This is a genomic window from Arthrobacter sp. 01T425, assembly GCF_056398725.1.
In genome coordinates, this window is sequence record NZ_JBFTPY010000021.1 from 1 (window position 1) to 14,501 (window position 14,501).

General features: G+C 66.6%; 7 protein-coding genes. 2 read left to right on the top strand and 5 right to left on the bottom strand.

Annotated features, from left to right (window positions below):
• Positions 1 to 380: 380 nt before the first annotated feature.
• The 3 genes from AC1DNG_RS18755 to AC1DNG_RS18765 are packed head-to-tail and all read right to left on the bottom strand — an operon-like array spanning position 381 to position 7,982.
• On the bottom strand, positions 381 to 4,106 hold the full coding sequence (locus tag AC1DNG_RS18755; RefSeq protein WP_476887986.1) for a 1,4-alpha-glucan branching enzyme: 3,726 nt from the start codon (positions 4,104 to 4,106) through the stop codon (positions 381 to 383).
• Position 4,107: 1 nt separating this feature from the next.
• Positions 4,108 to 5,904, bottom strand: coding sequence for a maltose alpha-D-glucosyltransferase (gene treS, locus AC1DNG_RS18760; protein ID WP_018774200.1), 1,797 nt, complete (start codon positions 5,902 to 5,904; stop codon positions 4,108 to 4,110).
• A 5-nt stretch (positions 5,905 to 5,909) separates the two neighbouring features.
• A complete protein-coding gene (locus AC1DNG_RS18765) occupies positions 5,910 to 7,982 on the bottom strand; it encodes an alpha-1,4-glucan--maltose-1-phosphate maltosyltransferase (protein ID WP_476887987.1) in 2,073 nt (690 codons plus the stop codon).
• 151 nt (positions 7,983 to 8,133) lie between these two features.
• Between AC1DNG_RS18765 and glgP the strand changes: the two genes are divergently transcribed.
• The gene (gene glgP / locus AC1DNG_RS18770; RefSeq protein WP_476850584.1) at positions 8,134 to 10,752 is read left to right on the top strand and encodes an alpha-glucan family phosphorylase; all 2,619 of its coding nucleotides are present in this window, start codon (positions 8,134 to 8,136) and stop codon (positions 10,750 to 10,752) included.
• 45 nt (positions 10,753 to 10,797) lie between these two features.
• Here the strand turns inward: glgP and AC1DNG_RS18775 are convergent, their stop codons facing one another.
• Together AC1DNG_RS18775 and glgX are read right to left on the bottom strand one after the other, a co-directional pair.
• Positions 10,798 to 11,154 carry a barstar family protein gene (locus AC1DNG_RS18775; protein WP_079552073.1) on the bottom strand — a complete coding sequence of 119 codons (357 nt, stop codon included), beginning with the start codon at positions 11,152 to 11,154 and terminating at the stop codon, positions 10,798 to 10,800.
• Between the two features lie 22 nt (positions 11,155 to 11,176).
• The gene (glgX, locus tag AC1DNG_RS18780; protein WP_476887988.1) at positions 11,177 to 13,291 is read right to left on the bottom strand and encodes a glycogen debranching protein GlgX; all 2,115 of its coding nucleotides are present in this window, start codon (positions 13,289 to 13,291) and stop codon (positions 11,177 to 11,179) included.
• 115 nt (positions 13,292 to 13,406) lie between these two features.
• On the opposite strand from glgX, the gene AC1DNG_RS18785 reads away from it, so the two are divergent.
• On the top strand, positions 13,407 to 14,210 hold the full coding sequence (locus AC1DNG_RS18785) for a carbon-nitrogen hydrolase family protein (RefSeq protein ID WP_476887989.1): 804 nt from the start codon (positions 13,407 to 13,409) through the stop codon (positions 14,208 to 14,210).
• The last annotated feature ends 291 nt before the right edge of the window (positions 14,211 to 14,501 follow it).

Below are 14,501 nucleotides of genomic sequence, written 5' to 3' on the forward strand. Positions count from 1 at the left end.
GGCCCGGCAAATTCAACCAATTCAATACAATAAATTGGTATCAACAAACTTGGCACACTATTGAGTTCTCAAACAACAGACACACCCGGCACCACCACAACCAACAAACAGTCGCGGATCGCTCCGGAGCAACTTTTCAAACTTACCCGGCCGCTTCACCCTAGTCAAATCGGCGATCCAGACTCATTCTTGCCATAGGCTTCTGGGTCTTGGTGGCCGTTCAACTCCGGGGAGCAGCGCGGAAATAAACTCTACCACCACTTGGGCCGGCTGACAAAGCGGCACCGAAGACGGTGCAGAAAAGCCCGGAATCACGGGGATTCCGGGCCTCTCGCAAACACTTCCCTACGCGCGCCAGGTCTGCTGTCCGGGCGCTGCGCCTAGCCCAGCGGCTTGAAGTACGCGGCCCCTAGCGGAGGCAGGGTGACGGTGAGCATGGCCGGCTGTCCGTCCAGGCCGTCCTTCGTCGCAGTCAGGGTTCCGGTGTTCTCCACCCCGGAACCGCCATAGCTGGCGGCGTCGGTGTTGAGCACTTCCTGCCACTCGCCGGCGGCCGGGACGCCGAGGAGGTAGTCCGTGTGCGGCCCGCCGGAGAAGTTCACGGCGCAGACCAGCGGGTTGCCGTCGGCGTCACGGCGGATGAACGTCAGCACATTGCGGTCCGAGTCTCCCCCATTGATCCACTGGAACCCTTCGGGCTGGTTGTCCCGCTCGTACAGTGCCGGCGTGGAACGGTAGAGCTCGTTGAGGTCCTTGGTCAGGAGCTGCATGCCGTTGTGTGCCGGGATGTCCGCGAGCCACCAGTCCAGGCCGTACTGCTCCGACCACTCCGCTTCCTGGCCGAATTCGGTGCCCATGAAGATCAGCTGCTTGCCCGGGTGGGCCCACTGATATCCCAGGAATGCGCGCAGGTTTGCCAACTGCTGCCACCGGTCACCGGGCATTTTGCGCAGCATGGAGCCCTTGCCGTGCACAACTTCATCGTGGCTGATGGGCAGCAGGAAGTTTTCCGTGAAGGCGTAGACCATCGAGAACGTGATGGTGCCGTGGTGCCACCGGCGGTTGTACGGGTCCTCGGCCATGTATTTGAGCGAGTCGTGCATCCAGCCCATGTTCCATTTGAGGCCGAAGCCCAGGCCGCCGCCGCTCGTGGGCGCCGTGACGCCCGGGAATGCGGTGGATTCTTCGGCAATCATGACCGCGCCGGGGTGGGTTTTGTAGACCGTGGCGTTGACCTCCTGGAGGAATGAGATCGCTTCCAGGTTTTCGCGGCCGCCAAAACGGTTTGGCTGCCACTGACCCTCTTCGCGGGAGTAGTCGAGGTAGAGCATGGAGGCGACGGCGTCCACGCGGAGCCCGTCGATGTGGAACTCATCGAGCCAGTACAGGGCGTTGGCCACCAGGAAGTTACGCACCTCCCTGCGGCCGAAGTCGAAGATCAGCGTTCCCCAGTCCGGGTGTTCGCCCAGGTTCGGATCGGCGTGCTCGTACAGTGCTTCGCCATCGAACCGGGCCAGGGCCCACTCGTCCTTGGGAAAGTGCGCCGGGACCCAGTCGAGGAGGACGCCGATGCCGGCTTGGTGGAGTTCGTCAACGAGGTGGCGGAATTCGTCCGGGTGCCCGAAGCGCGAGGTCGGCGCGAAGTACGAGGTGACCTGGTAGCCCCACGAGCCGCCGAAGGGGTGCTCGGCCACAGGCATGAACTCCACGTGGGTGAAGCCGAGCCATTTGACGTATTCCACGAGTTCCTTGGCCAGTTCGCGGTAGCCCAGCCCCACCTTCCAGGAACCGAGGTGGACCTCGTAGACGCTCATGGCCGAGTTGTGCGGATCGCGGGCGGCGCGGGCCTGCATCCACTCGGCATCCTTGAAGACGTAAGAGGGCTCCACCACCCGGGATGCCGTCAGCGGCGGGACTTCGGTGCCGAAGGCCAGCGGGTCCGCTTTTTCCACCCAGTATCCGTGCCGGGTCCTGAGTTCAAATTTGTAGCACGCCCCTGCTACAACCCCGGGAATGAAGACTTCCCACACACCGGTGGAACCGAGGGAGCGCATGGAGTGTTCGCGGCCGTCCCAGCCGTTGAAGTCGCCCTTGACGCGCACTGCCTGGGCGTTCGGGGCCCAGACGGCGAAGGACACGCCGTCGACGTCGCCAAGCGAGGACTTGTAGTGCTGCACGTGCGCGCCGAGGACATCCCACAGACGCTCGTGCCGGCCCTCACCGATCAGGTGCAGGTCTACTTCGCCGACGGTTGGCAGGTAACGGTAGGGGTCGTCCATGACCTGGGGCTCGTGGTCCTTGTAGGTCACCTCGAGCCGGTAATCCGGCACATGGCCGCGCTCGAGTGGCTCCATCACGGCCACCCATACGCCGCTCGATTCGTGCGTCATGGGCGTCGAACCTGCCGACGTCACGACCGAGACCGCTTCCGCCAGGTGCTTGACCGTCCGGATGGTGACATGGCCATGGTCATCGAGATGGGCGCCGAGGACCGAGTGGGGCGCGTGGTGTTCGCCGCTGGAGACCCTTGCAAGGGTCTCGCCATCCACGGGCAGTGGTGTGCCGGGCCGATCGATACGTGCTGATCCTGTCATTTTTATACCTTCCGCTGCGGCTTCGGCGGCGACGCCGGAACCTGTACTGCCGAGGAGACGACGCGATGCGTTCACCGGGATGGAGAGCCAGTCCGGCCTGTTCCTTAGTTCGTAGATGACTTCGTAGAGGGCTTTGTCGAGCCACAGCGCCACAAAGAGCGGCGAGTCGCGGTCGATGCTGCCGGGAATGACGTCGGCGTAGCCGGCCAGGAAGGCCTCAGCGCAGTCATCCACCCAGGTCCCGGGCACCACGGCTCCGGGGTTTTCGCGGACGGCGGCTCCGGCGGCGTAGTCGAAGGACCGCAGCATGCCGACAACGTCGCGAAGGGCGACGTCCGGGAAGTTGCGCTCGGAGATGGGGCGCAGGGGCTCACCCTCGAAGTCGAGGATGGCCCAGCGCGGGGGTCCCCCCGGCTTGCCCGGGACCATGCTGCCGGGCACCTGCAGGATCTGCCCGAGGTGGAGGTCGCCATGGATACGCTGGAGCGGGCCTGCGCTGGTGCCCTCGAGCCGGCCGAGGAGAGCGTTCAGCGCTTCTTCGTAAGGCCCGACGGCCTGGCCGGCCTGGGCCCAGGACTGACGGACGCGCTCGGCTACTCCCGGCGCGATATCCTGCCCCGGCGCAGATTCGGCGGCTGTGCCCAGGGCCTCGGCGAGCCGGCGGTGCACGGTGGCCGTGGCCGCGCCCAGCGCGTGGGCTTCGGCAGCGAACCCGATCCCCCGGCTGGCCGCGTCCACGGCGAGCCGCCACGCATCGAGTCCGCCGGCGAGGAATTCGTGCGCCACAGCCAGCTCGCCGGAGGCGGGACGGACAGTGGCAGGACGGCGGGCATCTGATGGCTCCGGCCCTGCTGCGGCCGCCGGCACCTCCCACTCGCCGGCCACCCAGCCAAGGGTTGCCGGGACCTCCGCGGTGTGTCCCGCAGTCAGCGCCGCACCGATTTCAACCTCGGGATTCTGGCCTTCGGACAGCACCCGGAAGAACTTCACGATGGCGACTGTGCCGCCGTCCTCGTCGTCTACGATCACCGAGCTGTTCGATTGCTCGCCCGAGAGGACCTTGACCTTGCCTGTTGCGAACGGCAGGCGGTATCCGGACTCCACCAGGTGGCCGGTGGCGTTGCCCGACGGCGTCGTTGCGCCGTGCCGCATGAGCTCCAGCCAGGCGGCGACGAAGGAGGCGTCGTGGACGCCGTCGTACACCCACTGGTGGGCGGCATCAGCGCGGGTGCCGGGAAGTTCGCCGATCAGCGCGCGTTCTGCCCCCGGCAGGGGTTCTGGCCGGAAACTGAGCGGCACCTGGACGACGTCGGTGCGGCTGCCGCCGGGCGTGGGGTAGGACACCGCGACCAGCAACACCTCGAACGTGGCCCCGCCGGCGGCGGTCTCAAGGCGCAGGCCGCCCGCCGGTTCGAAGGTGAACTCGGCGGTCTTGACAGGGAACCATCGCTGGCGCGGGAGCCAGGCGCCAAGCAGTCCGCTCAAGGCCGGGGCAAGGGCTGGTCGCGTCATCTCAACCCTCGATGGACAGGACGGGCATCGCCTGTGTGAACGGGGATGCCGGGTTGGAGGCGGCGGAACGGATCCGCAACCAGAAGAAATCGTGGCTGCCCAAGGTCAGCGTCAGCGTTCCGTCATCGCCGATGGCCGGGAAGGCCTGGCCGCCGAAGACGTCCCGGAGGCCGCGGCCGGCGAAGTTCGGCACCCGCAACGTGGCAGCCACGGGGTGCTGTGAGAGGTTGAAGGCGCACAGGATGGTCTCGGCGTCCTCACCGGCGGCGTTGCCTTCCGGGAGCTCACGCAGGTAAGCGAGGACGACGTCGTGGTCAGCCTCCACATGCTTGAATCCGCCGAGCCCGAAGGCGGGGTGGTTCTTGCGGACGCTCAGGATCTGGCGGGTCCAGCGCAGCAGGGACCCCGAATGTGCGGCCTCGGCCTCCACGTTCGCCATGCTGTAGTTGTAGACCAGCGACTGGATCACCGGCAGGTACAGCTTGCCCGGGTCGGCACTGGAGAACCCGGCGTTCCGGTCCGGGTTCCACTGCATCGGGGTGCGGACCGCGTCACGGTCCTCGAGCCAGATGTTGTCCCCCATGCCGATCTCGTCCCCGTAGTACAGGAACGGGCTGCCCGGCAGGGACAGCAGCAGGGCGTTGATCAGCTCGATCTCGGAGCGGGAGTTATCCAGCAGCGGGGCCAGCCGGCGCCGGATGCCGATGTTGGCGCGCATGCGCGGATCCGGCGCGTACCAGCCGAGCATCGCGGCGCGTTCGTCGGAGGTGACCATTTCCAGCGTCAGTTCGTCGTGGTTGCGCAGGAACGTGCCCCACTGGGCACCTTCGGGAATGTCCGGCGTGTCCTTCATCGTCTCGATGATGGGGGACGCCTTCTGGTCCCGCAGCGCGTAGTACAGCCGCGGCATGATCGGGAAGTGGAACGCCATGTGGCATTCCGGTTCCTCTTCGGTGCCGAAATACTCCACCACTTCGGCGGGCGGCTGGTTGGCCTCGGCAATGATCACGCGGCCCGGGTAGCTTTCATCGACCATCCGGCGCAGCTGGCGGAGGAATTCGTGGGTCTGCGGCAGGTTCTCGCAGTTGGTGCCCTCCTCCTCGAACAGGTACGGGATGGCGTCCGCCCGGAAGCCGTCGATGCCCTGGTCCAGCCAGAACCGCACGACGTCGAAGAGCGCGTCAATGACCTTGGGGTTCTCGAAGTTCAGGTCGGGCTGGTGGCTGAAGAACCGGTGCCAGAAGAACTGCCTGCGGATGGGGTCGAAGGTCCAGTTGGATTCCTCCGTGTCCACGAAGATGATGCGGGCGTCTTCGTACTTCTCGTCCGTGTCGCTCCACACGTAGAAGTCGCCGAAGGGACCATCCGGGTCCTTGCGTGACTCCTGGAACCACGGATGCTGGTCGGAGGTGTGGTTCAGCGGAAGGTCGATGATCACCCGGACGCCGCGGGCATGGGCCTCGGCCACGAGCCGTTTGAAGTCGCTGATGGTGCCGAACTCGTCCAGCACGGAGTTGTAGTCCGAGATGTCGTAGCCGCCGTCGCGCAGCGGTGACTGGAAGAAGGGCGGGAGCCACAGGCAGTCCACCCCCAGCCACTGCAGGTAGTCCAGTTTCTCGATCAGGCCGTGGAAGTCACCCGAGCCGTCTCCGTTGCCGTCGGCGAAGCCCCGGACGAGCACCTCGTAGAAGACCGCCTTGCGGTACCAGAGGGGATCGTGCTGGAGGCCCGGGGCATTCAATTCAAAGCTCCCCCTCGGGCTGAAGTGCTGGCTCGGGTTCTGCGGGCTAAAACTCACTGGCACTACCTCCGGATGCTAAGAATGTGAACGGGCTCGACGTGCGGGTCCAGGCGGACGTAGTTGTACTCCCCCCATTCCCAACTCTCGCCGGTCAGCAGGTCATCAACCATGAAACGGCCGTTGTGCGTGAAGTTCTCCGGGTCCAGTTCCAGCGCCGGCAGGTCCAGGGACACCGTGCTCTCCCGGGTGCCGTGCGGGTCCACGTTGACGACGATGATCAGGGTGTCCTTGGTCCCGTCCGCGAGGGTCTTGTGCTTGGAGAACACCACGGTGGAGCTGTCCGAGCTCTGGTGCACCGTCAGGTTCTGCAAATCCCCCAGGGCCGGGTGCGCGCGCCGGATCCCGTTGAGCCGGGTCAGGTACGGTGCCAGGGTGCGCCCCGATTCTGCCGCCGCGTCCCAGTCGCGGGCCTTGTACTCAAACTTCTCGTTGTCGATGTACTCCTCGGCGCCCGGGCGCGCCACGTGTTCGTAGAGCTCAAAGCCGGCGTACACGCCCCAGATGGGGCTTGCGGTCGCGGCCAGGGCGGCACGGATCTTGAAGGCCGCCGGGCCGCCGAACTGCAGGTATTCGGTGAGGATGTCTGGGGTGTTGACGAAGAAGTTCGGCCGGAAGTAGGCCGCCGACTCGTGGCTGACCTCCTGGAAGTACGTCTCCAGTTCTTCCTTGGTGTTCCGCCAGGTGAAGTAGGTGTAGGACTGCTGGAAGCCTGCCCGGCCAAGAGCGTGCATCATGGCCGGGCGGGTGAACGCCTCGGCGAGGAAGACGACGTCGGGGTGCTTCTTATTGACCTTGCCGATCAGCCATTCCCAGAACCAGACGGGTTTGGTGTGCGGATTGTCCACCCGGAACACTTTGACGCCGTGGCTGACCCAGAGCATCACAATCCTTAGAATTTCGTTGGACAGCCCCGCGGGGTCGTTGTCGAAATTCAGCGGGAAAATGTCCTGGTATTTCTTTGGCGGATTCTCCGCGTAGGCAATAGTGCCGTCGACGCGCGTGGTGAACCATTCCGGGTGGCTTTGCACCCACGGGTGGTCGGGCGCGGCCTGCAGGGCCAGGTCCAGGGCCACCTCGAGTCCCAGCTCACCGGCCCGTGCCACGAAGGCGTCGAAGTCCTCGAAGGTGCCCAGATCCGGGTGGATGGCGTCGTGGCCGCCCTCGTGGGATCCGATGGCCCACGGCGAACCGGGATCGTGCGGTCCGGCGATCAGGGTGTTGTTCGGCCCCTTGCGGTGCTGGCCGCCGATCGGGTGGATCGGCGGCATGTAGATGATGTCAAAGCCCATGGCGGCGACGGCGTCGAGGCGCTGCGCGGCGGTGCGGAAGTTGCCGGAGGTCCATTCCCCCGTGTCGTGGTTGCGCACGGCACCTTCGGAGCGGGGGAAGAACTCGTACCAGGCGCCGGCTCCGGCAAGCGTTCGCTCCACCAGCAGCGGGTAGGGCTCGGAAACCGTCACAAGTTCGCGGATGGGCTGGCGTTCGACGACGGCGGCGACGTCGACGCCGAAGCCGGCGGCGAGGCGTTCCTCGGGTGTCCGGGACGTATCTGAGAGGACGACGACGGCCATCCGCAGTGTTCTGCGGTCACCAGAGGGGCGGGAGGCGTCTTCGGAGGCTTCAGCCAGCAGGGCGGCACCTTCGGACAGCATGAGCTCGACGTCGATGCCGGCCTCCACCTTGACCTCGGCGTTGTGGTGCCAGGTGCCGTAGCGGTCGTGCCAGGCCTCGATGACGAAGGACCAGTTGCCAGTGGCGGGCGGGGTCAGGAGGCCTTCCCAGCGGTCCGTGCCCATTCCCCGGGGTCCGCTCGGCGGGGCGAGGCGGACCCGCTGCCGCTCTTTGCCGCGTGGGTCGAGCAGGACGGCGCTGACCCCGAGCTGGTCGTGTCCCTCCCGGAACGCGGTGGCTCCCACGACAATGGTTTGGCCCTCGACCGCTTTGGCGGGAAACTTTCCGCCCTCCACCGAAGGCTGCACGGCGGTGATCGGAAAGCGGCCAAATCGAAGGCCATCCGTGATCAGGGCCTTGGGCTTTTGCTTGGACACGGCGCTGGTTCGCGAGTTATTCGTCACAGCCTCGACGTTATCTACAAAACGGCCAGAATGCTAAGGCCTCGAACGTTTTCCGGAGGTTTCTGGTTCTGGTCGGAGTGATATCCGTCATTTACGGGAAAGAATCTTAAAGCAGTTCCGGGGCAACGACTTGTCCGTTAGTGTTTCGCTGGTGAAGGCAATCCGCAGATTTACCGTCCGAACCGTACTCCCGGAGTCGATCCGGCCGCTGGCCCGGCTCGCCACCAATCTCCGGTGGTCCTGGCATCCGCCCACCCGGGAGCTTTTCGAGGGGCTCAACCCCGGGGTCTGGGCGGAGAGCGCCCACGACCCCGTGACTTTCCTGGGCCTGGTCAGCCGGGAAGAGCTGCAGCGCCTCGCCGCGGACCAGGACGTGGTGCGGCGCGTCCACGCCGCGGCCGATGACCTCGACCAGTACCTGGAACAGCCGCGCTGGTACCAGAGCCTGGGCGACGGCGCGCCGGCATGCATCGCCTATTTCTCGCCGGAGTTCGGCATCACCGAGGTCCTGCCCCAGTACTCGGGCGGCCTTGGCATCCTGGCCGGGGACCACCTGAAGGCGGCTTCGGACCTTGGCGTGCCGCTGATCGGCGTCGGACTCCTGTACCAGGCCGGCTACTTTAAGCAGTCGCTCTCCCGGGACGCCTGGCAGCAGGAAACGTACCCGGTCCTCGACCCCGACGGGCTGCCCCTGACGCTCCTGCGCGAGGCCTCCCCGGACGGCAACGGCAAACCGGTCCAGATCTCCCTGCCGCTTCCCCAGGGCCGGCGCCTGCTGGCGCACGTGTGGCGGGCCGACGTCGGACGTGTGCCGCTGCTGCTGCTGGATTCCAACGTTCCGGGCAACGACGAGGCTGCCCGCGGCATCACCGACCGCCTGTACGGCGGCGGCGGAGACCACCGGCTGCAGCAGGAGCTCCTGCTGGGCATGGGCGGGGTCAAGGCGCTGCGGGAGTTCCAGCGGCTCACGGGTGTCCCCGCGCCGGAAGTCTTCCACACCAACGAGGGCCACGCCGGATTCCTCGGCGTCGAGCGGATCCAGGAATTGATGTCCGGCACGGCGCCGCTGAGCTGGGAGGAGGCCCTGGCCGCCGGGCGGGCGTCCACGGTGTTCACCACCCACACGCCGGTGCCGGCGGGGATCGACCGCTTCGAAATCTCCCAGATTCAGCACTTCTTCGAAGCCGGCCTCGCCCCGGACGTCCCGGTGGCCAAGATCCTGGACCTGGGCCGCGAGGACTTCGCCGACGGCAACCCGTTCGTGTTCAACATGGCCGTGATGGGGCTGCGGCTGGCCCAGCGGGCCAACGGTGTGGCCAAACTGCACGGCGTGGTCTCGCGCGGGATGTTCTCCGCCCTCTGGCCGGGCTTCGACCACTCCGAAATCCCCATCACCTCCGTCACCAACGGCGTGCACGTCCCCACTTGGGTGGACCCCCGCATCGCCGCGCTGGCGCGGGACCACTTCGGTGCCGAGGCGGAGGCGCAGGGCCGGTGGGACCTGGCCTACAACGTCACCGACGAGGACCTCTGGGCGTTGCGGCGCGAGATGCGGGTGTCCCTGGTCGAGGATGTCCGGCGCCGGCTCCGGGCCGCGTGGAAGAAGCGCGGCGCGGCCGACGCCGAGCTGGCGTGGACGGACTCCGTCCTGGACCCGGACGTCCTGACCATCGGCTTTGCCCGCCGCGTGCCGACCTACAAGCGGCTGACCCTGATGCTGCGCGACCCGGAACGGCTCAAGGCGCTGCTGCTGCACAAGACGCACCCCATTCAGCTGGTCATCGCAGGGAAGTCCCACCCGGCGGACGATGCCGGCAAGAAGATGATCCAGGACCTCGTCCGGTTCACCGACGACCCCGCCGTGCGGCACCGGATCGCTTTCCTGCCCAACTACGACATCGCCATGGCCCGGACCCTGTTCCCCGGCTGTGATGTGTGGCTGAACAACCCGCTGCGCCCCCTGGAGGCCTGCGGTACCTCCGGCATGAAGGCTGCCCTGAACGGTTCGCTGAACCTCTCGGTCATGGACGGCTGGTGGGATGAGATGTACGACGGCGAGAACGGCTGGGCGATCCCGACCGCCAACAACGACGCCTCCCCGGAGGAACGCGACGACATCGAGGCGGCGGCACTGTACGAGCTGCTCGAAACGCAGGTGGCGCCGCGGTTCTACGGGCTGACCGTGTCCGACGCCGCGGGCGCTGCCGGACCGTCCCAGCCCGGCCCGCAGGCCGTTCCTACGCACTGGGTCTCGATGATCAAGCACACCATGTCCCACCTGGGCCCGGCGGTTTCCGCGGAACGGATGCTCCGGGACTACGTCAACGTCCTGTACCGGCCCGCCGCGATCGCAGGGCGCCACGCTGTGGCGGACAACTACGCCCAGGCCAAGGCCCTGGCGGCATGGAGCTCACGGGTCCGGGCCGCATGGCCGCACATCCAGGTCGAACACGTCGACTCGGTGGGGGTCTCCGAGGACCCGCAGATCGGCGATCTGCTGCAGGTAAATGCATACGTGGCGCTGCGTGAGCTCTCACCGGACGACGTCTATGTTGAGGTGGCCTACGGCCGGGCCGAGGACACCGACGAGCTGACGGACATCACGGTCGCGGAGCTCAAGGCCGCCGAAGACCTCGGCAAGGGCCGGCACCTCTTCAGCGGCACGCTGGTGATCGACCGTTCGGGGTCCTTCGGCTACACCGTGCGTGTGCTCCCCAAGAACGATGCCCTGGCCTCAAAAGCGGAGCTGGGCCTGATCGTCAACGCCTGACCGTCACCGCGGCCTGACCGTCACCGCGTGGCGTGCTAGCTCTCTTTAGAGGCAGACGGCGATGACGTCCAGGCTCTTGCCGGCGTAGCCTTCGGCGTCCTGCAGCGTTTCGCAGATGACGCCGAAGGAGCGGTCCGCGCGGAGCGCGGCGGGCACCTGCCAGATGAACGTGACAGGGGCCTCGCCGTCGTCTGTCACGGCATCCGCGACGTCGTGCAGCGAATCGTGCAGGGCATCCAGGTCTGTGCCGTAGTCCTCGGGGACGTCCAGGAGCTCGCCGAACGTGTCCAGGACCGCCTGCTTGGTGTCGGCGGCGGGGACCACCAGGGCGCGCCGGCCGGCGTCGCCGATTTGCGCCGTGAGTTCTTCGATGGTCCAGGTCTCTGCCGAGTAAATCTTCATGGGGTCCTTAATCTCGAATTATTTAGGTGCGGTAGATATTGATCGTGTTGGCCTGGACGATGTCGCGCTCACCGGAGGCGACGCGGGCGCCCTGACGCCGGTCATGGAGTTCGGACGTCGTCACGCGGAGTTCGAAGAGCCGGTGCCCGGTGCCGTCCTCGTTGCTCAGCCGTGGCAAGGTGACCTTGACGTCGTCGGCGCCGCCGTTGACCACCACGAGGCCGTCGACGTGCCCGTCGTCGGACCCGAGCAGGAGCTGGATCACCCGGTGGCCGGGGTCATGCCACGTGTCGGCGGACATGGGCCGGCCGTCCACATCGAACCAGTGGAAGTAGGACTGGTTGTCACGCGCCGGGTAATCATGCGGCTGGCTGGCCAGAAACTCCTTGCGCAGCCGGATGACGCGCTTGGTGGTGCGCAGCATCGCATGGGATTCCGTGGTGCTGGTCCAGTCGATCCAGGTCAGTGCATTGTCCTGGCAGTAGGCGTTGTTGTTCCCCTGCTGGGTCCGGCAGATCTCGTCCCCGGCGGTGATCATGGGTACGCCCTGGGAAATCATCAGGCAGGCCATCAGGTTCCGCCTGCTTTGGGCGCGCCGGGCGAGGATCTCGCCGTCTTCAGTGGGGCCCTCGAAGCCGTGGTTGTAGCTGCGGTTATCGCCGTGGCCGTCCCGGTTCTGCTCGCCGTTGGCCTCGTTGTGCTTGCGGTCGTAGGCCGTCAGGTCGGCCAGGGTGAAGCCGTCGTGGGCCGTGATCAGGTTCAGCGAGGCGAGCCGGGACCGGCCCGAGGACTCGAACAGCCGGGCGGAACCAGAGAGGGCGTCCGCGAGGCGGGCCACCGGGCCGCCGCTGCCACCGCCGTCGATCGCTGCGCGGTCGGCGAGCCAGAAGCTGCGGACGGCGTCGCGGAAATGATCGTTCCAGTCCACCCACCCGGCGGGAAACCGGCCGGTCTGCCAGCCGCCGTAGCCCACGTCCCAGGGTTCGGAAATCAGCTTGACGCCGGACAGGACCGGATCGGCTCCGACGGCGACGAGGAAGGGGTGCCGCGGATCGAATTCGTTGGCGCTGTTACGGCACAGCGTGACGGCGAGGTCGAAGCGGAACCCGTCGATGTGGAACTCGCTCACCCAGTAGCGCAGGGAATCCAGCACCAGCTGTACGACGCGGGGTTCGCCGAAGTTCAGGCTGTTGCCGCAGCCCGTGGTGTCCACGTACCTGCCGTGGCCGTCGTTGCGGTAGTACTGCATCTCGCCCAGGCCGCGGAAGCTCAGGGTGGGACCGTCCGTGCCGCCCTCGGCGGTGTGGTTGTACACGACGTCGAGGATGACCTCGAGCCCGGCGGCATGCAGCAACTTGACCATGCCCTTGAACTCGTCCTGGACCGCGTGGGCGCCGGCGGCCTGGGCGGCCTCGGTGGCGTAGCCGGGATGAGGGGCGAAGAACGCCGCCGTGTTGTAGCCCCAGTAGTTCGTCAGCCCGAGCTGTTGCAGGTGCGGCTCGTCCACGTGGAAATGCACGGGCAGGAGCTGGACCGCCGTGACGCCCAGCGAGATCAGGTGCTCGATCATGGCCGGGTGGGCCATCCCGGCATACGTCCCCTGCAGGTCCTCCGGAATGTCCGGGTGCAGCTTCGTCTGGCCCCGGACGTGGGCCTCGTAGACGATCGTGTTGCGCCACGGGACCCGCGGGCTGCGGTCCAGACCCCAGTCAAAATCGTTGCCGACCCGGACGCTGGTGATCAGCCCCTCGCGTTCGTCGACGGCCCGGCCATAGGGGTCCATCAGCAACGGCTGCTCGCCGACGGCATCGAAATTCGTGGCGGGCATGGACAGCGGGAGGGCCTCGTGTTCCGGGGAGGACCGGAAGCCATAGCGCGAGCCGGCGGGAATGCCCTCAACAATTCCGTGGTGGACGCCGTCGGTGACGTTGGGCAGGGTCTTCACCTGCCAGGTTCCCCCGGGCGCCTGATATTCGATCTCCAGCGTGGTTACGCCGGGCGCGTAGACGGCCACGTTGGCGAACGCGCCCCGGGGATCGTCCACTGCCGGCGACCCGGTATGTGGAACGCTGATCCCCAGCGGAAACGCCCGCGAAGCGTCTACGGTGGAAGCGGTATCTATGTAAGACATAACCATTGCTTAAAGCTTAGCCGGGCCAGACAAATGGCCCCCGTTTTCGTTTTCATGACGTTTTGCAGTGTACGGACCGCCGCACTGCATACTGTAATGGAGCGCCGAGTTGGAGGTAATTGTGCGCGTTGCACTAGCCCAAATCATTACCGGCCGTGACGTGGCCGCAAACCTGGACCTCGTGGACGCCTATGCGCGCCAGGCCAAGGCCGGCGGCGCGGACCTGGTGGTGTTCCCGGAAGCCACCATGCGGGCCTTCGGCAATTCGCTCCTCGATATCGCCGAGCCGCTGGACGGCCCGTGGGCATCCCGCGTCCGCGCCCTCGCCGCGGAGCTCGGCATCGTGGTCGTCGCTGGCATGTTCACTCCCGGCACCGCCGGCAACGGCGCCAAGGTGCGCAACACCCTGCTGGTCACCGGCCGCGGCCTCGAGGCCAGCTACGACAAGATCCACCTGTTCGATGCTTTCGGTTTCGCCGAGTCGGACACGGTCGACGCCGGCACCTCCCCCGTCACCTTCGAGCTCGACGGCGTGACGTTCGGCCTCGCCACGTGCTACGACGTCCGCTTCCCGGACCTGTTCACGGAAAACGCGGACCGCGGCGCCGACGTCAACATTGTGTGCGCCTCCTGGGGCTCGGGCCCCGGCAAGGCCGAGCAGTGGAAGCTCCTGGCCCGAGCCCGCGCCCTGGACTCCACCACCCTGGTCCTCGCCTGCGGCCAGGGCGACCCCGCCAGCGTGGGTCACCCGGTCAAGGGTTCCGCCCCCACCGGCGTCGGGCATTCCGTGGTGGTCTCCCCCATGGGCGACGTCCTCGAAGAACTCGACGGCGCCCCCGGCCTTCTGTTCGCGGACTTGGACACCGACGCCGTCCAGGAAGCCCGCACCAAACTCCCGGTCCTGGCCAACCGCCACAGGTTCTAAGCCGTCTGTTCCCCAAAGCTTCACGCTGTGGTCACCCCTGCTCTGGTCACCCCAGCGTGCAACGGCGCCTTGCCGTCGCTTAGACACCTCCCGCCGCCTCCTTCGGCCGCTGGGCGGCCTCATCCGGCTCTGGTCGGCGATGCGCTCCTTTGCAAGACACCGCCGCCCGCTCGATATTGGGTCACCAACCGCCGGGCTGCTTGAAAGAGACGCTCCCTCACGTTTCGCACGTTAAACGGAAGCGCTCCCCCACATAAAGTGAGGGAGCGCTTAGCCGCTTACCGCGAAAGG

Bases quoted from the DNA above. Each gene is read 5' to 3' on its own strand.
- AC1DNG_RS18755 (WP_476887986.1), bottom strand. From the start codon at position 4,106: ATGACGCGACCAGCCCTTGCCCCGGCCTTGAGCGGACTGCTTGGCGCC.
- AC1DNG_RS18775 (WP_079552073.1), bottom strand. From the start codon at position 11,154: ATGAAGATTTACTCGGCAGAGACCTGGACCATCGAAGAACTCACGGCG.
- glgX (WP_476887988.1), bottom strand. From the start codon at position 13,291: ATGGTTATGTCTTACATAGATACCGCTTCCACCGTAGACGCTTCGCGG.